Genomic DNA, 20287 nt, shown 5'->3' with positions numbered 1-20287 from the left:
GACTGCATTGGACACAAATGTGATTTTGTTTTCCTTTCTTCTTGCCGTTTTTACGGATATGGGTTGATTTACATTCAGGGCATTGCATAAATTATTCCTCCTATTCATACTCTAACTCAGCAACGCCCAGTCCTCATAAATTCAGAGGACTGAAGTCCTCACTACGAACCTAAGAGTATTTATTTAACGAACCGCGAAGACGCTAAGAACGCGAAGGAAGAATTGAAGGGATAATTGAAAACTTTGGTTCGTAGTGAGGACTTCAGTCCTCATAAATTCAGAGGACTGAAGTCCTCACTACGAACCTAAAAGATTTGTTTAACGAACCGCGAAGACGCTAAGAACGCGAAGGAAGAATTGAAGGGATAATTGAAAACTTTAAAAAATGCTTTTCAACAGAAAGAGCACCGACGACTGGCCGTGTTTCGTCTCGGTGCTCTTACTGGTTCGCTCCTCACACGTCCATCAATATAACTGAGTCTGCCAAGGGTGTCAATACTTTTTACAAAAATTGTTTTTTTGAGTTGGCACCAGACCGGATTTGGGTGCTGTGGAGGGAGGCAGAACCTAGAAAATGCAAGGGTTTGGCGCGATCGCCCTTTCCTTGCATTTTGGAGAAAATTTTTATTTCACTTCCTGCATCCAGTCCAAAATCAGAGTATTCACCTCATTGGGTCGTTCGTCGTGGGGACAGTGGCCTGTGTTGGGAATTGAGACAAATTTGACGGGTTTACCGTTGGTGGCCAATTCTTGGTAAATCTGGCTACCGGCAATTGGCGTCCAGGGGTCGTCTGCGCCCCAAAGTACCAATAACGGACGATCGACCTTTGGCAGCAATTCTGACGGTTGAGGGCCTGCTGGGGCCGTGAGAATTGACGCAAATACTTGTTGAGCTCCGGGCTCGCAGGAGGGCGCGTGCAGGAGTTCTACGAGTTCGTCGGTAATGGCTTCCCGATTGCCGTAGACTTGGCGCAGGGTATTGCGGATCCGGTGTTTTTGGCGGATGTTGTTGAAGACAAAGGGGCCGATGATGGGCGATCGAACTAATTTAGCAAAAGTCCCCATGATTAATCCTAGGGGAAAACTCAGTTCTTCGGGTCGGTGGTTGAGTCCGCCGGCACAGTTGATTAAGACACCGCCGGCGGAGATTTCTGGATGGTTGGCGACTACCATCAAACTCAGCAAAGCGCCGATCGAATTTCCGACAAATACCGCCGGTTCCTGTACCAAATCTGCCCAGAAATCGGTGAGTAATTCTTCCCACAATTCCAGGGTGTAATCGAGGGCCGGTTTCCCGGAAGCCCCGAATCCCAGCAAGTCCAGGGCAAATACGCGGTAGCCGCCCGCAGCGAGTGCGGGGATATTTTGCCGCCAATGCCCGATCGAAGCTCCAAATCCATGAATCAAAATCAGAGGGCGGCCGGTGCCTTGGACGGTATATTGGATTTTGTGACCTTTCCAAGTCCAAATTAGCTTTTCTAAACTCGTTGCAGATACTAGCTCTTGTGCAGTCACGGATTTAAATGTAAATTTTCGTTAACTTCTTTAATCATAGCAGCACAATCCCGCTCCCGTGCGGGCTAGGAGCTGCAACTGTCATATTAATAAAGGTACGTTGTTGGGCTTGAGCCTCCTTTAAGCATATATACAAAGAGGGCTAAAGCCCAACAACGTACCTAATTTATATGATGAGAATAAAACCAACCTGCTTGTTAAGGGGGATGCGAGGGGGATCTCGCAAGAGGATAAAAGCAAGATTTTTCAATGGTTTCAGGCTGAAGTTGACACCAATTACCAACTGTCAACTGTCAACTGTCAACTGTCAATTGACTAATTTTTTGCAACAACCAATAAGTCATCATCTCCCCCTTACCTTTTACCGGAATCATGCCTCGCCTCTCAAACAAATACTTATCTTTCAAAAGCTCATAAGTGACATCAGTAACTTGAATGTTTCCGGAAAATCCCGTAACTTCCATCCTCGCCGCCACATTCACCGTATCTCCCCACAAATCATAGGTAAACTTGCTCACACCAATCACTCCCGCTACCACCGGCCCGGAATTGATACCGATGCGAATTGCTAGTTTTTCTCCTGTCTCGGCCGACAACTTAGCTATTTTTTCCTGCATTCCCAAGGCCATTTGGGCGATCGCCTCAGCATGGTCATCTCTCGGCGTCGGCAATCCCCCAACTACCATGTAAGCATCACCAATCGTCTTAATTTTCTCCACACCGTACTTTTCAGCTAACTGGTCAAAGTGCGAAAAAATCACGTTCAATCGCTTTACCAACTCCGTCGGAGACATTCTCGCCGACAGTTCAGTAAATCCAACAATATCAGCAAATAAAACACTGACTTCTGCAAAACTATCAGCAATTGTAGTTTGCTCCGCTTTCAAACGTTCAGCTATTGGTTTCGGTAAAATATTTAACAGCAACTTCTCGCTTTGTTCCTGTTGAACTTTGAGCGCTTCTTGAGCTAATTTACGCTCTGTAATATCAGAGACAGTACCTTCATAATACATCAGCTCACCTTTTTCATCTCTAACAGCTCGGGCATTTTCTGATACCCAAATCCGGTGGCCGTCTTTGTGATAGACCATAGATTCAAAGCCCAACACAGCATTTTGTGCATCCATAGCCGCCTCGAATTGCTGGCGGCGTTCCGGCTCAATGTACACTTGAGAAGTATTTTTAATACATAACATCAGTTCTGCTGGCGAGTTATAACCATACAATTTTGCTAAAGCTGGATTAGCGCTAATAAACCCTCCTGAAGGCGTGCTTTGAAAAATGCCTTCCATCGCATTTTCGACAATGCTGTGATATCTTTCTTCAGCAATTCGCAGTAATTCTTCGGCTTTTTTGCGCTGAATCAAAGAACCTAATTGACTGCCTACAGCATCAAAAACATCTATAAATCGCGCGTCTTTCCTACCTGGCAAAATTTTAAAGAAAACCAGCACTGCCAAGAGTTCATCGCCTACCACAATCGGCACACCAAAAGCTGCTTTAAATCCGGTTGCTTGTGCTATTTGACTTCGAGTAAAAGGCGGGTAGCCCTGGGTAATATCTTCTACCCACTCCGGTTGCTTGGATACCCAAACTCGTCCCGGTAGCCCAATATTCCTGGCAAATGTCAGTTTTTTGCTTTCCCTGCGGAACCAGTCCATGCTGGCGTTGCCCGCATACCAACCCCTGGCAGATTCCAGGAAAGTTCTTTCTGCATTGGGAATCCAAGCTTCTCCTAAATCCCATCCGATTGTTTCGCCAACTTGGTGCAGAATTACTTCTAAAGCTGAGTCAAAGTTTACAGCTTCGCCGATCGCCCGCGTAATTTCCAGCAAAAACCGGATTGATTCTTGAGCCCGCTGCCGTTCCGCGATTTCTTCCTGCAATCTCGAATTGCGATCGTGCAATTCCCTGGCTTGCTGTTGCAGTTTCGATTGCAGCGATCGCAGGGAAAGTTGGTTTTCGACGCGGGCCAAAACTTCTTCTACTTGAAAAGGCTTAGTAATATAATCTACTCCTCCTACTTGAAAAGCTTTAACTTTTTCCAGCACGTCATCTAGCGCACTAATAAAAATCACCGGAATATCTTTAGTATTTTCAATTGTTTTTAACTGCTGACAAACTTCATAGCCGTTCATTTTCGGCATATTAATATCTAGTAAAATTAGATCCGGAGGAGACATTTGTGCCGCTTGCAGAGCCAGTTGTCCGTTAATCGCCTTCCTGACTTGATACCCGTGGGATGCGAGCATAGTGGATAAAAGTCGCAAATTGTCCGGCATATCGTCAACGATCAGAATGTCTCTAGGAGTCGCTGGTAGTGGCTGGTCGTTCATCATAATATAATTGAGTTAAATCAATAATGATATCTATCCGAAAATTCTCGACCAAATCTGTTAAAGCGTTAGCGAGATTTGCTTCATTTTCGGGAATTTGCTCGATCAGTTGGAGAATGCGATTGTCGTCAACGCAAAGTGCTGCTTGGTACAAATCGACTACCCAGTCTCTGGGCATTACACTCAAATCCTCCGCGGTCAAACTTTTCAGCAGTTGCGGTGCCGAACCAGAAGTAGATGAGTTTTCTTCCTCATAAATATACCGCAGGTTCAGGTGATGAGCTATCTTTTCAAATAGTACCTCTTCCCGAAACGGTTTACAAATAAAATCATCACAACCAGCAGACAAAATTATGTGTCGCTGTTCGTCAAAAGCACTAGCAGTCAGGGCAATAATTATGGTTTCTTTTCCTTCTGGAGTTTGTTTGATCAGTTTGGTTGCTGCGTACCCGTCCATCACTGGCATCAGCATATCCATTAAGATCAGGTGCGGCTTCCAAGTTGACTGTAAAGCAATTGCTTCTTGACCGTTAGTTGCTTCCTCGACTTCAAATCCCAGCGGTGCGAGCAGCTTAAGCAGCAGTTGGCGATTTTCGGCTACATCTTCAACTATTAATATCCGATAAATTGGCTGTCCGGCTTCTAAAGCAATAACTTGTTTTGCCGTCGTTTTTTCTTTTTCGTCGCTTTCTGTTACTAACTTAACCTGGATATTAAACGTGAAAGTTGTGCCTTGATCGAGTTGACTTTCTACCGAAATATCACCTCCCATAATCCTGACAAACTGTTGGCTGATCGGCAATCCTAGCCCGGTTCCCTGCATGGATTTTCGACCTGTTTCGGTTTGTACGAAGGGCTTGAATAATGTGGGAAGTTCCAAGGGGGAAATGCCGGGGCCGGTGTCGGAAATTTCAAACAGCAATTGAGATTGATTTCCTTCAGTCACGTTGGTTTCTGCTTGGCTGCTGACGCGCAGAGTAACAATTCCGTGTTGAGTAAATTTAATTGCATTGCCGAGCAGGTTAATTAAAACTTGCCGCAATTTAGATTCGTCTGTTTGAATGTACTGCGGCAAATCGCCGATATTTTCAAAGATTAGCTGCAAGCCTTTGGAGTTGGCTTTTAGTTGCAGCATTTCTCTGAGGCTGTCGAGAATGTTGTAGAGGTTGAAGCGGCTTTCATTAATGGTAATTTGACCTGCTTCTATTTTGGACATTGACAAAACATCATTGATGAGTTCTAGCAAATGTTCGCCGCTGCGGTTGATGATTTCTATGTATTCTTTTTGTTCTGGTGTGATAGAAATATTGCGAGCCATGACTTGGGAAAAACCGAGAATGGCATTGAGAGGCGTCCGCAATTCGTGACTCATGGAAGCGAGAAATTGGCTTTTGGCGCGGTTGGCAACTTCCGCGTTTTCTTTGGATTTAATCAGTTCCATTGACTGCCTTTGAGTGCGAGCGAGCAATTCGGCTTGCTGCAATGCTACTCCTAGCTGGGTGCCTACATGAACTGCAACGTTGATTTCAGCTTCGCTCCACTGACGGGGAGCTGAATTTTGATAGGATGCTAGCAATCCCCAGAGCTTGTCACCGCAGAAAATTCGGACGGTAATATAGGATTTGGCTTGAAATCTTTCTAGCAATTCGATGTAACAAGGGCTGAAGCCTTGCTTGTAAATATCTTGGACGCAAAGGTAAGTTTTACCTCTGCTGTAGGCTCCACCTGCGGTTTCTTGCAAATAAGTATCGCAGATTTCTTGTGAGGTGCTATCGAATTTTTGGACGAGGCAATTTTCGCTTTCTAAGGCGCCTTCTGTGAAGTTGGGGTCTATTTGCTGTGCTTGGATCAAAGAAATCCACTTGCTGTCAACGGATTCGGCTACAAATTCGCCGCTCCAGTCAGGATTGAAACGGTAAAGGCCGACTCGATCGCATTTCATGGTTTGGCGCAATTCTCGGGTTGTCGCGTGAAAAATTTCTCGGAGATCTAAAGTCTGCCGCATTCTTTCAATGATGCGGGCGATCGCTCTTTGGCGCAAAGCACTTTCTTGCAATTCGGTTTCTGCTTGCTTGCGTTCGGTAATATCTACAGCCATTGAAGCCGTACCGATTGCTTTGCCATTCTCGTCAATTAGCTCAGTATTGTACCACTCGCAGATGATAATTCTGCCGTCTTTGGTCAGATTTTCGGAAGTGGCGCTGGATTTGGCACTCAAGCCACGATCGAAAATCTCAGATGCTTGTTGGCGGTAGCTTTCAGGTACAATCAAATCGGTGGCGACTCTCCCTTTGGCTTCTTGCTCGCTGTAGCCAAAAATAGCTTCTGCTGCGGGATTCCAAGTGATAATTTCTAAACTCAGGTTTAACTCGATCACTGCGATCGGCGTTTGCTGCAATAAAAATGAGATTCTTTGCTGCGATGCTAGCAGTTTTTCTTCGGCTAATTTGCGATCCGTGATATCATTAGACGTGCCGAGAATTTGTTTCGGTTTACCATCAGCTTGTCTCAGAAATACTGTATCCCAACTGTGCATCCACCGCCATTCGCCGTTTTTGTGCCTCATCCGGTATTGAAATTCGATGATGTCACCACCTTGAGATCGATCGAACTTTTGAATATGTTGAAAAAAAGCCGATAAATCCTCGGGGTGCACCAGAGTTTGGAGCATGGCTTTACCCATATCTTGTATTTCTTCTGCCCCGTAGCCGAGGATCGTCGCAATTTGGCGGTTGGTGTAGACATTCCGCTGCTCAATTAAATCGTAAACGTACAATAGGTTGGGATTGGAATCGGCGATCGCCTGGATGAAGTGCTGGCTTTCTCGGAGTGCAGATTCTGCTTGTTTGCGATCGGTAATATCTCGCGCTACCATAATTACTGATTCTGCTGACAGCGGAGAAACTTTAGCATCTAGCCAAACTTCGCGATCTCCGACTGTATAGCTATATTCAACATTGATGCTTTGCTTCGTTTTGAGAACTTGTTGGATGGTATTTAATACCAAATCTGCTACAGATTGTGGCAAGACTTGATGGGCGGTTCTGTTAATCATTTCGCTGGCAGGTTTGGCAAAATTCGTCGCTGATGTCGGTGCGATTTTGATGCAGCGCCCTTCTGCATTTCTCACTAAAACTATGTCAGTCATGGCAGCAAAAATAGTCCGCAATTCTGCTTCTGACTCTTGCAGAGCTTGCTCGGCGAGGATGCGGGTGCGAATTTCTGCTTGCAACTGTTTATTTTGCCGATCGAGCTGCCCAAGTCGCTTTTTCTCTCGATCGATCAGTTGAACTTGAGCCAGCGCTATCCCTAGTTGAGCCGCCACCGCTTCTAACAAGTCGATTTCATCTTTCGTCCATTCCCGGTAGCGATCGCACTGGTGCAAGCAGATAGCGCCATTTGCCCTGCCTTGGTAGGAAGTGCGAATTGCCAGCATCGATTTTAACCCAATCTCGCGGCAAATCGGTCTAATAGCTTGCAAAAGATGGTCTGAGTAAACATTGTTGGAGGCGATCGGCCGATCTTGTATCATCATTTGTACGATGTGAGGATTTCCCCAAATAGGAATGGGTACGTTCCAAATAGATTCCCACTCGGGTTCGAGATACTCCGCCGCCAGAGGAATATCGACTTGGGGAGTAGTAATGTAAGTATGAATCAAGCAGCGATTGACGCAGAATGTCTGACCGATTTGAGTTGCGGCTGTTTGAAAAATTTGTTCTGGATGCAAGCTCGATCGAATTTCTTGAGTTATTTTGGCAATCAGCAACTCTCGCTGAACTTTCCGTTCTAAAGCAGATTTAGCTGCGGCAGTTTCTATTTCTGCTTGCTTGCGATCGCTGATATCAAAAAGCACGCCATACCAAACTATATCGCCATTGTCGCGCATTTCTGGTCGAGAATTAGATTGCAGCCATTTGAGTTTTCCCGACGGCGTAACAATCCGCCATTCTAAAGCAAAAGGTTCTAAGCTTCGAGCACTTTCACCAATCTTTTCTATCACATATTCTCGATCGTCTGGATGATTTTGACCGCATACCAAGGCAGCATTTTTTAATATTTCTTCGCTCTCTAATTCGTAAATATCTCGACAAGCATAACTAATATATTCAAATTTAGAAATTCCATCTATTTTTTTGACTAATTGGTAAATAACACCCGGTATATTAACCGCCAACTTCTGCAACCGCGCTTTGCTTTCGCGGAGTGCTTGTTCTGTCTGCTTCCGAAATTCTACCTCTCGTTGCAGTTGGATATTCTGCTGCTTTAATTGTTTCGATAGCTGTTGGATAGTCAATTGACTTTCGATCCGCGCTAAAACTTCTTCCACTTGAAAAGGCTTAGAAATGTAGTCAACACCGCCAATTTCAAAAGCTTTTACCTTATGAAAAGTTTCATTAAAAACGCTCAGAAAAATTACCGGAATTTCCCGAGTCTTTTCGTTGGCTTTCAGTTTTTCGCATACTTCGTAGCCGTTCATTCGGGGCATAGCAATATCTAGCAAAATCAGGTCTGGTAGAACGGTAAATTTAGCATTTACAACCATTCCTCCAGAAATAGCCCGCTGAACTTTATACCCTTCTTTCGTTAAGATATTTGATATAAACCGAAGGTTGTTAGGCTGGTCATCAATAACTAAAATGTGAATGCTTTCTTTGTCAATTACCATTTTTTCTAGAGCCATTTTTCCTGTCTATTGTTAGCAGGTCAATTATTTAATGAGGCGAAAAATTAATTTCCTGAAAATCAAATGATTCATCAAGCCTTTTCAAACTAAGCATACAGAGATTTTTTTAGATAAGTCCATTGACTGACGTGCCTTTTCCTGGTTTTTTTTTGATCTCGATATTAGATTGCCAACTCCTATTAACCGGATTTTTGCCATATTTTATCGTAAAAACAAATCCAATTATTCCCTGAAAATATTAAGTTTTGCCAAAGAAAATCATTGATTAGGCACTCCAGATTTTTAAACCTGAGTTTTTTAACTCTGTTCTAGGGCTGCGACGCGTCTTTTCGTACATCTAAGCCGGTTGATGCGCCCGGGATTTTTTTCGGTGGACTTTAGGCTTAACACTCCCAGGAGGATGACGCAAGCTTCTTGACATTTTAATGCCACCTTAAAAAGGTTTTAGCAGAGATACAGGCGCGATCGCAACCTGACGCGAAGAAACCTGGTTTTTTAATCTTGTCCGGGCTACAACGAAGCAAACGCTTGAAAAAACCAGTTTAGACGCACCCGCACTTCAACAGTTGACAGTTGACAGTTGACAGTTGACCCCCAGAGAGCGACCTCTACCTATAGGTCAGAGGATTGGAGTAATGAATAGTCTGATTTTAATTTCTCCCTCAAAGACTTCGGGCTTTCAACCAATTCTTTCTTTCTGGTAAGTTTTCAGATATTCACAGGCAACTAAGAGTATAGATTGACTGGCCCGCACCCACTGCCCGCCGTATCAACTCTTTTCTCCGTCTTTCCTAAGCCAGCAATTCCTTAAGTTTAGCAATATTTTCAGGGCTGAGGGAGATTTTAATTTCAAGTTCTTGGTCAGCCGCCCACAGCAACAGAGTATTATCTTCCCCCAAGGCGATTTCTGGATTGTTCAATTCAAGTGTTTGATATTTAACTTCGGGAATCCCTATGCGAATTACCAGTTCGGACTCCAATTGAGGATAGAGGTACAATTGCTGTTGCAGGTTGTCGAGTTCTAGTTTGTCAACTGTGTTATTGCGTTCGACAGGAGAATCGGGTTTGTACCAATAGAGAGTATCCTCGCGAATTTCGGGATTGACTATCACAAATGTTTCGTCAAAACGCTGAGGCTGCCAGTGAATTTCGCTGAACCCGCCGATTTGCGGAATCAGTCGCTCTACCCAGCTAATTTGTTTACCGTTCAGGTTTCGCCACCACTGACTGATATTATCGAGGTTATTTGCATTTTCGGGGTCGTTGCTGCCGGAATGCCAGACTGTTTTTAGTTGCATATAAAGGTTCTCCAGCGAATTTAAATTTGAGATTGCAGGCTTTCAATGGGAGATTGACTCGTTCTACAATAATCGGCATGGACTTACCAATTATCTACCACGAAGATTACGTTGCACCCCTGCCGCCGGATCACCGCTTCCCGATGGCAAAGTTCCGGATGCTTTACCAGATGCTGCTCGCGGAGGGGGTAGCAGATAAATCGCAATTTCACGCTCCCGAACTTCCCCCTCAAGAATGGATTGAATTAGTCCACGACCACCGCTACGTTCAAGCTTACTGCAACGGGACGCTGGATGCCAAAGCGACTCGACGAATTGGTCTGCCTTGGAGTCGGGCCCTTGCTAACCGCACTTGCACTGCGGTTGCAGGGACGGTACTAACTGCAAAGCTCGCTTTAGAGTACGGTTTGGCTTGCAATACTGCGGGCGGAACTCATCATGCCTTCCCTAGTTTTGGGTCGGGTTTTTGTATTTTCAATGATTTGGCGATCGCCTGTCGCGTATTGCAAAAAATTGGTTTAGTTCGCAAAGTTTTAATTGTCGATTTAGACGTGCATCAAGGAGACGGAACTGCGGTAATTTTCCAAGATGACAGCAGTGTTTTTACTTTTTCGATGCACTGCGAGGTAAATTTTCCCGGCACTAAACAAAAGAGCGATTTAGATGTACCTTTGCCTGTCGGTATGGAGGACGACGAATATTTACAAACGTTAGATCGATTTTTACCTGAGTTGCTGTCAACTGTCAAGCCAGATTTAGTTTTATACGATGCCGGAGTAGACCCCCATCAGGGGGACAAACTGGGAAAATTAGCTTTGACTGATACGGGTCTATTTCGCCGGGAAATGCAAGTTTTGATGGCGTGTTTGGCTGGTGGTTATCCCGTTGCCTGCGTGATTGGCGGAGGCTATTCCGATGACACGAAGGGGTTAGTTTACCGGCATTCGTTGCTGCACCGAGCCGCAAGTCAAGCCTACAGGCAATATCGACTTTAAGCACGAACACTAAATAAGTAAATGGGGCTATTCAATTATCAAATAATCGTGTTTGTTTAACTCACAAGCTGGTCGATGGAATAGAAAAAAATAAACACTATTAGACGGCGAACTACCAGATGTCAGTACAAATTTAATTAGAGTTGTATTTATAAAAAAAACGCTCAGTTTAACAATAGACATTTGGCGAAAAATATGAAACCAGTGTCCTGCTCGATCAAAAACCTAGTTTCGCTCGATTTCTAATAGAATGCTGGCGATCGCCAGCAACAGAAGTTAGAGAGTCGCAACAGCTACGCCATAGACTTGCCCAACACTGTTAAACTCGGCCGCTACCTAGTTGCGGAACCTCAAAGCGCAAGCATCGTTCACTGTTATTAGTGGGCGGCCACTGCACGATCGGCCAATACGTATGCTTGGACAATTGCACTCTCGATCGCGGCCCAGAAGGGTCTCAATTGGGCCATCGAATCAACGCCTGAGCAATGGTGGTAAAATTATTCGGCGGCATCACTTTCGGAGAGGACACGAACATTGGTGCCAACGTTGTCATCTTGTCAGATCTACCTCCTGGCACAACAGCGGTTGATATGTCTGCCAATATTCTTAAATTTACCAAGGCTCAGGAAAATGATTAAATCAACCTTTCAGAAAATCCTTCGCCACTTTGCCATGCGTTACGGCAAGTTCCCAGGTCTCTACGTCAAATTCTGCAATCCGAGTTCCGAGGAATACACCCAATTTCTCCGCCTTCACGGCAACCTGTACTCGATCGGCGAAAATTGCACGATCCTGCCAAGCACGGTGTTTACAGACCCCTCCTACGTCCGCATCGGCAACAACGTCCACTTTTCCAGCTCTATCCTGATCGGCCACGACGGATCGATCGCCATGCTCAATCAAGCCTACAACGTCAAACTAGATGCTGTGGGCAAAATAGACATCCGTGACAACGTATTTATCGGCTATAACTCGATCGTCCTCCGCAACGTCACCATCGGCCCAAATGCGATCGTCGCCGCCGGTGCGGTCGTCACCAAAGATGTCGCAGAAGGCGATATAGTTGCCGGCGTTCCCGCTAAACCCATCGGACGCGTCGCAGACTTGGTGGAAAAATTGCAGGCTGAAACTCAAAGCCTACCGTGGGCCAATTTAATTAACAGTCGTGAAGGTGCCTATGACCCCGAAATGGAACCCCAGCTTACACAATTGCGATTGTCACACTTCTATAGAAATAAATAGACATATCCAATAATACTCAAACCATTATTTGACAATCTTGTTTTGAATGTTTTTTGGGCATTTTTGTGGTTTTTATTGGCAGTAAAGCAGGCTTTTCAAGAGTAGAGATTAAATAGAGTGACCGCTTTTGTAAAATATGCCCGAACTATCAAAAAACTAGGCGATGCCTCAAATGGCGATCGCGCCAGCTTGCCATAGGGGTACAACTTGAGCTAAAAAGTTGTTAAACCAACAACTGCACTTATGTCCAAAGCCAGCGAGCCCAATCACCCGTATCCACTGCTGGTTGTCATTGTTAACTACCGAACCCCTGGTTTAACCATTGACTGCTTGCGCTCTCTAGTTACCGAAGTGCGATCGCTCCCCGGTATGCGAGTTGCAGTTGCCGACAACGCATCAGGCGACAATTCTAGCGAACAAATAGCAGCCGCGATCGCAGCAGAAGGCTGGAGCGAATGGGCATCCTTCGTTCCCCTAGACCGCAACGGCGGATTTGCCTTCGGCAACAACGCCCTCATCCGTCCTGTCCTGCAATCCACCAATCCCCCCCCTTACTTCCTGCTGCTCAACCCAGACACCGTAGTTCGCCCGGGCGCCTTAAAAGCCCTCGTCGATTTCATGGACTCCCACCCCGACGCAGGCATCGCCGGCAGCCGCTTGGAAGACCCCGACGGAACGCCCCAGCATTCAGCTTTTCGGTTTCACGATTTCTTAACCGAACTCGATTTTGGTTGGCGGACGCGCTTTTTATCCAAATTATTGGCAAAGTGGAATGTAGCGCCTCCTATTTCCCAAGAAATCTGTCAAACTGATTGGGTAGCTGGAGCCAGCATGATCGTCCGTCGCGAAGTATTTGAAAAGATTGGCTTAATGGATGAAGCTTATTTCATGTATTGCGAAGAAATGGACTTTTGCCTGCAAGCGAACAAAGCTGGCTGGAGTTGCTGGTATGTACCTGAAAGTCGCGTGGTACACCTAGTAGGTCAAAGCTCAGGTGTGACTGACACCAAAAAACCCCCTAAGCGACTGCCACAGTATTGGTTTGATTCCCGGCGCAGGTACTTTCTCAAAAACTACGGCTTGGTTTACACAGCATTAACTGATGTCACCTGGGCTTCGGGCTTTGGAGCCTGGAGGGTGCGCCGCGTACTTCAAGGTAAGCCGGACGGCGATCCGCCAAAAATGCTCACCGATTTTATCATGAATAGTGTATTTTTTAAGGGAGGTAAGATTGAAGATTCAAAAAATTTTTAAAAGGTGTTTTTAAACAGTGGACAGTTGACAGTTGACAGTGGACAGTTGACAATTGACAGTTTGAGACCTATCTCTACCCTTAAGTCTGAGGATAGGATCAATCAATAGTCTGATTTTAACTTCTCCCTCAAAGGCTTTCGACTTTCAACCAATTCTTTCTGGTAAAGAAATCAAAACCCGATCGACTAGGTTAATCCTGGTAAACCAAATATTACTTCAGTTGACAGTTGACAGTTGACAGAACTTGAGAAAAGAAGGAAGAGGATTGGAGTAATGAATCGTCTTTTTTTGATTTCTCCCTACAAGGGTTTCGGCTTTCAACCAATTCTTTCAGATAATTCACCGCAGCACTTGGTGTTTTTGAGTAAATAAACCGGGTGCACTACTCCCTAAAAACCAGAGAAATAGCTTAATATCTGGGGCATCTAATAACAACTTAAACAAAACAGAGTGTTGAGTACAGCTTATGGTAACGGAGTCAAATTTAATAGCAACTGAAAATCAAGTAGACACCCCTCCACTCGGATTGTGGGAGCAGATTAAAGAAGACTGGATTGCTCACGGTCGCGATTGGACAAAACCGGGATTTCGCGCCGTAGCAGTTCAAAGATTCGGTGTCTGGAGAATGCAGGTAGAACCAAAACTGCTGCGGGCTCCCTTGAGCATTCTATATCGATCGCTCTACCGAAAAGTCCGCAACACCTACGGCATAGATTTGCCGTACACAGTCAAGCTCGGCCGCCGAGTCGTCATTGAACACGAAGGCTCTATCATCGTTCACGGATACTGCACTCTTGGTGACGACTGCATTATCCGCCAAGGCGTTACCCTGGGGAACCGCTACTTGGAAAAACCCCTAGAATCGCCTCAATTGGGCGATCGGGTGAACGTCGGCGCCGGAGCAAAAATTCTCGGCAAGGTCAACCTGGGAGACGACGTAAATATCGGTGCAAATGCTGTCGTTTTATCAGACATTCCTGCTGGTCAAACTGCCGTTGGCATCCCTGCCAAAATCCTCAAATCCCGCCCAGTCGAAAACAATCCTTAAATTAGTACAAAAAAATGACCTGTCTCTTCTGTTACTTAAATAAACTAGACCTCTTGCAAAAATAATTAGGACGGGCTTTCTTGTTCATCCCACAAAAAAATAAATGTTGTGGGATGAACAGGAGAACTCGTCCCATAAATTGATAAAAAAGATTTTTGCAAGAGATTTAATAGAGATCTACCGCCTCTATAATCATAGACGTTTCTACGAAATCGTGGAGTTCTCTGGCAATTGTGATTGTTGCACGCAGGGTGCGATGGCTACTGCTTGTTCGTAGACATCAACCCGGTTAACTAAATAACTATAAGTTGACAATATAGTAATTCTGTATGAATTGTAACATTTTGTAGGTTAGTACCTCGCCGTGCCTACCAGGAAAACCTGGCAACAGACAAAAACCTTACAACTCAAATAGGATTGTCAGAGAATTTCAAAAAATATTGTCAATCACCAACCATCGATAGTATACTGATAACTGAAAATCACAGATTTATCAGTATACCTTATCTGTTGTATTGTACAAATAATGGTTCAATCAATAACTACATCTGTCGTTTCTGCCACAGAGCCAGATTGGAGCCGAGAAAAACTTTGGCAGTGGTGGGATCCCAGTCGCCAAGTTCTAAAATCTATCCGCGACTATCAAAAATGGCAGCAGCAAGGTGGAAAATTAGGCTATTTTTTATCTCGGTTCAATATAATCCAGCATAGATTCTGGAGCATTGTAGCTGGAACCGACATCCCTTTGAACTGCCAGATAGGAGGTGGACTCGTTATGCTTCATTCTAATGGCATAGTCATTCACCCAGAAGCATCTATTGGCCCGAACTGTATGATTTTTCAACAGGTTACAATTGTTGCTGATGTCCAAATTGGCGGTCACGTCGATATCGGTGCAGGAGCAAAAATTATTCGCTCCGTAACGATCGGCGATCATGCTTTGATAGGCGCCAATGCAGTGGTGATTTGCGACGTACCACCGGGCGCAACCGCAGTCGGAATACCAGCAAAAATTATCCCCAAAAAAGCCTAAGCCTGAAAATGCACTCCTAGAAATATTCGCAGGAAAAAGGAAGTTGTAGAGCAAGGATTCTTTCAGATAATTTTCTTATTTCCTTCCTAAACTTTTAATTTTTCCTTCATCAAATCTTTCCGGCGGCGTGCTACTTTTTCCCAGGTAAATTCCTCGGCTTGCTGGCGAGCATTATAACCCATCTGCGATCTCAACTCCGGGGACAAAGCAAGCTTTCGCAAACCTTCAACAAAAGCTTCAGAGTCGTAAGGGTCTATGACTATCCCATCTTTGCCGTCCCGCGCAATGGCCCCCGCTCCCATAGGTGAGGTGAGAACTGGCAACCCGTAAGCCATAGCTTCATAAGTAACCATCGGGCCACCATCTTCCAGACTCGGAAAGGCAAAAATGTCAGCTTCGCCATATACCCCCTCAATATTGACCGTGTAATTTATATGAGTTACATCCGATCGTCCTAAAATATCGCTGCAACTTTCGGCAATTGCAGGCTCCATGTCTCCGCAAAGCACCAGTCTGCCTTTAATGCCGGCTTTTTCCCAGGCCCTCAAGAGCAAGTGAGCTCCTTTTCTGACGCAGATGGTGCCCACAAATAGCACAGTAACGTTGTCTGATGGCTGTTTTTCGGACGAAATATTTGGGAAACGCTTGGGACACCACCCGTAACTGCTTGACATCAGTTTGTATTCGGGAACTCCTATTTCGAGAAAAGATTTTTTTACCTCTGGACTAGGAGAAAAAATGAAATCAGCCAAGCTCATTTCTTCATCTTCTTGCTGAATCATCGCATCTGTAATTCCATGTTGGGGAGCAATGCCCAAGCGACCGTAAGCATCGTCAAGAATATATTTTGCCTTCTTAGTAGAGCAGTTAATACGCTCAAAAAAAAGTGTTTTTCCCTGCTGCTTTACCTTTCTAACAGTTTCGATTGAAGTGCGAGGCCACAAGTAAACTGCATCAAAATCATTGATATCTCTCAGAAAACGCTTTTCAGCAGAAGATTGCGCAAAATTTCCGAGCCTGTAGTACACCCTTCTGAAATATGGGGGTACGCTTTCGACCATATTATACCCGCGATATGGCGGTGCACAACTGGGAACAACCATGCGGGTTTTAAAGTCTGGGTAATCCCACTGGCAAAGTGACAAAAATGTATGGCTAATTCCTTGACCGCTACAGTAAAAAGTGAACAAAGAACTGATATTTACCATGGTTGACTCTTTTAAATTCAAAAGGCTGGATCGGATATGACTTAATATATAATAAGCTAAACACGCTGTGACGGCCACTATAGCCACTCGCTCAAAGTTTGGGAATCAAGATATTGTGAAATTAGCTTGACATTTACTAAAATATTAAAATAACAGATCGCAAGTGGAATTCCAGAGGTAAGCTTTGAAACAAGTTGGATTGGTTGCTATCGGGCGGAATGAAGGATCTCGCCTCGGAGCGTGCTTGCTGTCAGCGATCGGCAAAGTAGCTTGCGTAGTTTATGTCGATTCCGGCTCAACAGACGGCAGCTTGGAATTAGCCCGATCGCTCGGAGCTGAGACAGTAGAACTCGACTTATCTACACCCTTTACAGCAGCACGCGCCAGAAATGCAGGATTTGCCAGCCTGCGACAAGCAGTTCCAGAAATCGAATTTGTCCAATTCGTAGACGGCGACTGCGAAATAGTTGATGGGTGGCTCGAATTTGCCCAGCAAAAACTCGCAGCACAACCTGAATTAGCTGTAGTGTGCGGGCGCCGCCGCGAGCGGTATCCCGATGCCACACCATACAATCGACTCTGCGACATTGAGTGGGACAGCCCGATCGGGGAAGCCAAAGCCTGTGGGGGCGACTCCATGATGCGGGCATCAGCCTTCGAGCAAGTCAGCGGTTTCAACCCCACACTGATCGCCGGCGAAGAACCGGAACTCTGCGTGCGGCTGCGCCAAAATGGTTGGAAAATCGATCGATTAGATGCAGAAATGACCTTGCATGACGCCCAAATGACTCGTTTTGACCAATGGTGGAAGCGCTGTCAAAGAGCAGGTCATGCCTACGCCGAAGGTTCCTGGTTGCACGGAAACACCCCCGAACGCCACTGGGTCAAAGACACCACCAGCATCTGGTTCTGGGGATTCGTTGTACCCGTGCTGGCAATCGGGACAGCGTGGGTTACGCACGGCTGGAGCCTGTTGTTGCTTTGGGGCTACCCAATACTTGGCTACCGCATCTATCGCCGGATGCAGCAAAACTTAAAATCAAAGGATGCTGCTCTCTACGCATTATCTTGCGTGTTGGGGAGATTTCCTCAATTGCAGGGTCAGATGCTGTTTCACAAACGCCGCTTGCTGGGACAGCGCAGCAACTTGATCGAATACAAGACATCAAGCCCATCAATTGAGCAAGTTACAATGAGTGCTAAGTCTACTAAGTAGGTCACTTACCATCAACTTAACTTGTTTTTTTGTAACTTCTTCCCTGTAATTGCAAGTCGGTTGTTGATGTAGGGGCGGATTTTTCATCAACCTCTACAGCCGACTCTCGCCTCGCAAAAAAATGCTTAATATCGATTAATCTCTTCAAAACTCAACTTCCAAATATCCATCGATCGTCAACAAAGGAATCTAACCAATGAACGCCCAAAAATTAAAAGTTTTACTAATTGTAGAGCAGTGCAATCCTGAATGGGCCTCCGTACCTTTGGTGGGGTACAATTTTGTCGAACAAATTAGCAAGCTAGTTGATGCAACACTTGTCACCCATGCTAGAAATAAATCCGCTATTCAAAAACACCCTGAATACGAAAAAGTCTTTTATCTTGAAGAAGGAAAGATTGCTACGCAGTATTACAAAGTAGTAGAAAAAATTACTGCGAATGGTAAAATAAATTGGCCGCTGTATAATGCTTTGAGCTACCCAATTTATGAAGAATTTAATCAGCAAGTATATCAAAAATTTCACTCCAAAATTCTCAAGGGAGATTATGACATAGTTCATGCAATTACCCCGATGATGCCGCGGTATCCGTTTAAGGTAGTCAGCGCCTGCAAAAACACTCCTTTTCTGCTAGGCCCAGTCAATGGAGGCATTCCTTTTCCACCAGGCTTTCAAGAAACTGCCAAACAAGAATTTGCTCAGTTCAACTTTTTGAGGGCAGTTGGTCGAGCCTTAATTCCAGGTTATGTAGAAACTTACAAAAAAGCCGACCAAATTTTGGCAGGTTCAACATATACCTTAAATATGCTCAAAGATTTGTTTGCGATCCCAGACCAGAGAATTCAACTATTTTACGAAAATGGTATTGCCAGTAGTTTCTTAAAACAAGAACCCAAAACAAAAAAGGGCGACCAGATAAATTTACTTTTTGTAGGTAGATTAGTTCCTTACAAATGTGCTGACATTCTCATCGAATCTGTGAATAGACTAGAACCAAAAATCAAAGAAAAAGTTCAATTAACAATAGTAGGTGACGGGCAAGAAAGAAAAGCATTAGAATCTCAAGTAGAGAAGCTTAACTTAGGAGAAAAAGTTAAGTTTGCTGGTTGGGTAGGTCAAGCAGAAACACTTGACTATTACAAGCAAGCGGATATTTTTTGCTTCCCTTCGATTAGGGAATTTGGTGGCGCAGTGGTAATGGAAGCTATGGCTTGCGGGTTGCCTTGTATTGTGCCAAACAATGGCGGTATAGCCGAATACGTGACTGAAGAAACTGGTTTTAAAATTGAGCCAACTTCTAGAGAGTATCTTACTCAGGAGTTAACAAATAAAATTCAGATTTTGGTCGAAGACGATCGTTTGCGAGAAGTTATGTCAGCTAAGTGTATCGCAAAAGCCAAAGAATTTACATGGGAGCCAAAGGCAGAAAAAATTGTTGAAATTTATCATAAAATGATTGACGCTAAAAATGTCGCTCGCTCTAAATAAGCTGTTGTAAATCTAGATTGTCTGTGGTAATTGAGGAGGAGAGGGGCAGCGGACTTGAAGATTTGTGTTCGGTTCCCCAAATATACAATTTAAAGGGGCAACAGCTTAGGGACTTGCAGCTTATACTATACCAATCCTGTAGTTGCTCCTTCGACCAGACAATTGCATGGCTGGGATTTTATTTATACGCAAGTCCCTTAGTACATCAATCAATTTTTTGGGTGGAAAACAATTTATGCGGATTGCAATTGTTGCTCAAAATGCTTCAACTAAGTTCGGGGGTGAGTCATTGCTGCCAGTGAACTACTTCCGAATACTTCGATCGCGTAACATAGAGACTTGGTTAATAGTCCACTCACGCACCCAGGCAGAACTAGAAGAGCTGTTTCCAGAAGATCGGGATCGAATGCACTTTGTACCCGACACTTGGGTACACAAGCTGTTCAACTTTTGCGGGCGATTCTTGTCTCCAAGGTTAAGTGCAGCTTCTTTAGGTGTGCTCAACCACCTGTACACCCAAGTGCTACAGCGCCGCATTGTCCGGCGGGTAGTGAGCGAATACCAGATTGATATTGTGCACGAGGTCACACCAGTCTCGGCAAAATTTCCTTCCCTGATGTTCGGATTGGGGGCGCCAACAGTCATGGGGCCGCTGAACACGTCGGTTAAATTTCCTCTAGCATTTCGTCGATCGCGCCAAAATCCGACCATCGATATTTTAATCGCGATCGGTTACCAGTGCGTCGATTTCTTCAATCGTCTTTTTCCCGGTAAAATCAAAGCGGAGACGGTTTTAGTTGCAAACGATCGCACGAAGCAAGCACTTCCGGCTGGGATGCAGGGTAGCGAGCAGCAAGCAAAATAACTCAACATTTGTGGTAAAACCTTTACAAATCTCTTGATGGTATGCTATGTTTATACTATTGGGGTCAAATTTATGTTGAGGCAAAAAGTTGTTCGTGTTAC

The 20287-nt window shown here is 44.8% G+C and carries 13 protein-coding genes and 1 pseudogene; 8 read left to right on the top strand and 6 right to left on the bottom strand.

Annotated features, from left to right (window positions below; all coding sequences use genetic code 11):
- From QZW82_RS30305 to QZW82_RS30285, 5 genes and pseudogenes are all read right to left on the bottom strand, one after another.
- A pseudogene (locus tag QZW82_RS30305) lies at positions 1–88 on the bottom strand (IS1 family transposase); the annotation flags it as partial.
- Between the two features lie 536 nt (positions 89–624).
- The gene (locus QZW82_RS30300) at positions 625–1515 is read right to left on the bottom strand and encodes an alpha/beta fold hydrolase (RefSeq protein ID WP_293157468.1); all 891 of its coding nucleotides are present in this window, start codon (positions 1513–1515) and stop codon (positions 625–627) included.
- A 293-nt stretch (positions 1516–1808) separates the two neighbouring features.
- Entirely contained in the window at positions 1809–3854 is a 2046-nt protein-coding gene (locus QZW82_RS30295) for an adenylate/guanylate cyclase domain-containing protein (RefSeq protein ID WP_293157465.1), read from the bottom strand.
- Entirely contained in the window at positions 3820–8535 is a 4716-nt protein-coding gene (locus QZW82_RS30290; protein ID WP_293157462.1) for a PAS domain S-box protein, read from the bottom strand. The genes QZW82_RS30295 and QZW82_RS30290 overlap by 35 nt, the downstream gene beginning before the upstream one ends.
- A gap of 794 nt (positions 8536–9329) precedes the next feature.
- Positions 9330–9836: a hypothetical protein gene (locus tag QZW82_RS30285; RefSeq protein ID WP_293157459.1), complete on the bottom strand. Its 507-nt coding sequence runs from the start codon at positions 9834–9836 to the stop codon at positions 9330–9332.
- Positions 9837–9913: 77 nt separating this feature from the next.
- On the opposite strand from QZW82_RS30285, the gene QZW82_RS30280 reads away from it, so the two are divergent.
- The 5 genes from QZW82_RS30280 (at position 9914) to QZW82_RS30260 (ending at position 15408) form a co-directional block, all read left to right on the top strand.
- On the top strand, positions 9914–10831 hold the full coding sequence (locus QZW82_RS30280; RefSeq protein ID WP_293157471.1) for a histone deacetylase: 918 nt from the start codon (positions 9914–9916) through the stop codon (positions 10829–10831).
- A 630-nt stretch (positions 10832–11461) separates the two neighbouring features.
- Positions 11462–12073: an acyltransferase gene (locus QZW82_RS30275; RefSeq protein ID WP_293157456.1), complete on the top strand. Its 612-nt coding sequence runs from the start codon at positions 11462–11464 to the stop codon at positions 12071–12073.
- A gap of 243 nt (positions 12074–12316) precedes the next feature.
- A complete protein-coding gene (locus QZW82_RS30270; RefSeq protein ID WP_293157453.1) occupies positions 12317–13327 on the top strand; it encodes a glycosyltransferase family 2 protein in 1011 nt (336 codons plus the stop codon).
- Between the two features lie 466 nt (positions 13328–13793).
- Positions 13794–14375, top strand: coding sequence for a serine acetyltransferase (locus QZW82_RS30265; RefSeq protein ID WP_293157450.1), 582 nt, complete (start codon positions 13794–13796; stop codon positions 14373–14375).
- A gap of 526 nt (positions 14376–14901) precedes the next feature.
- Positions 14902–15408 (top strand): serine acetyltransferase, encoded by a 507-nt coding sequence (locus tag QZW82_RS30260; RefSeq protein ID WP_293157446.1) that lies wholly within the window; start codon positions 14902–14904, stop codon positions 15406–15408.
- Positions 15409–15494: 86 nt separating this feature from the next.
- Here the strand turns inward: QZW82_RS30260 and QZW82_RS30255 are convergent, their stop codons facing one another.
- A complete protein-coding gene (locus QZW82_RS30255) occupies positions 15495–16616 on the bottom strand; it encodes a glycosyltransferase family 4 protein (protein WP_293157443.1) in 1122 nt (373 codons plus the stop codon).
- Between the two features lie 184 nt (positions 16617–16800).
- Between QZW82_RS30255 and QZW82_RS30250 the strand changes: the two genes are divergently transcribed.
- The 3 genes from QZW82_RS30250 to QZW82_RS30240 all read left to right on the top strand — a co-directional run bounded on the left by QZW82_RS30250 (position 16801) and on the right by QZW82_RS30240 (position 20186).
- Positions 16801–17832: a glycosyltransferase family 2 protein gene (locus QZW82_RS30250; protein ID WP_293157440.1), complete on the top strand. Its 1032-nt coding sequence runs from the start codon at positions 16801–16803 to the stop codon at positions 17830–17832.
- 196 nt (positions 17833–18028) lie between these two features.
- A complete protein-coding gene (locus QZW82_RS30245; RefSeq protein ID WP_293157437.1) occupies positions 18029–19321 on the top strand; it encodes a glycosyltransferase family 4 protein in 1293 nt (430 codons plus the stop codon).
- A gap of 235 nt (positions 19322–19556) precedes the next feature.
- Positions 19557–20186, top strand: a complete 630-nt coding sequence (locus QZW82_RS30240) for a hypothetical protein (protein WP_293157434.1) — start codon at positions 19557–19559, stop codon at positions 20184–20186.
- Positions 20187–20287: the final 101 nt, after the last annotated feature.

Origin of the sequence: Microcoleus sp. bin48.metabat.b7b8b9.023 (assembly GCF_013299185.1) — a bacterium.
GTDB lineage: Bacteria > Cyanobacteriota > Cyanobacteriia > Cyanobacteriales > Microcoleaceae > Microcoleus.
Note: the sequence above shows the minus strand (reverse complement) of the source record. Positions and strands in the feature narration are given on the sequence as shown.

What these genes read in the sequence shown, in the direction of transcription:
- QZW82_RS30275 (WP_293157456.1), top strand. Translation starts at nt 11,462, where the DNA reads ATGATTAAATCAACCTTTCAGAAAATCCTTCGCCACTTTGCCATGCGT.
- QZW82_RS30280 (WP_293157471.1), top strand. Translation starts at nt 9,914, where the DNA reads ATGGACTTACCAATTATCTACCACGAAGATTACGTTGCACCCCTGCCG.
- QZW82_RS30290 (WP_293157462.1), bottom strand. Translation starts at nt 8,535, where the DNA reads ATGGCTCTAGAAAAAATGGTAATTGACAAAGAAAGCATTCACATTTTA.
- QZW82_RS30285 (WP_293157459.1), bottom strand. Translation starts at nt 9,836, where the DNA reads ATGCAACTAAAAACAGTCTGGCATTCCGGCAGCAACGACCCCGAAAAT.
- QZW82_RS30270 (WP_293157453.1), top strand. Translation starts at nt 12,317, where the DNA reads ATGTCCAAAGCCAGCGAGCCCAATCACCCGTATCCACTGCTGGTTGTC.
- QZW82_RS30265 (WP_293157450.1), top strand. Translation starts at nt 13,794, where the DNA reads ATGGTAACGGAGTCAAATTTAATAGCAACTGAAAATCAAGTAGACACC.
- QZW82_RS30255 (WP_293157443.1), bottom strand. Translation starts at nt 16,616, where the DNA reads ATGGTAAATATCAGTTCTTTGTTCACTTTTTACTGTAGCGGTCAAGGA.
- QZW82_RS30260 (WP_293157446.1), top strand. Translation starts at nt 14,902, where the DNA reads ATGGTTCAATCAATAACTACATCTGTCGTTTCTGCCACAGAGCCAGAT.
- QZW82_RS30295 (WP_293157465.1), bottom strand. Translation starts at nt 3,854, where the DNA reads ATGATGAACGACCAGCCACTACCAGCGACTCCTAGAGACATTCTGATC.
- QZW82_RS30240 (WP_293157434.1), top strand. Translation starts at nt 19,557, where the DNA reads ATGCGGATTGCAATTGTTGCTCAAAATGCTTCAACTAAGTTCGGGGGT.
- QZW82_RS30245 (WP_293157437.1), top strand. Translation starts at nt 18,029, where the DNA reads ATGAACGCCCAAAAATTAAAAGTTTTACTAATTGTAGAGCAGTGCAAT.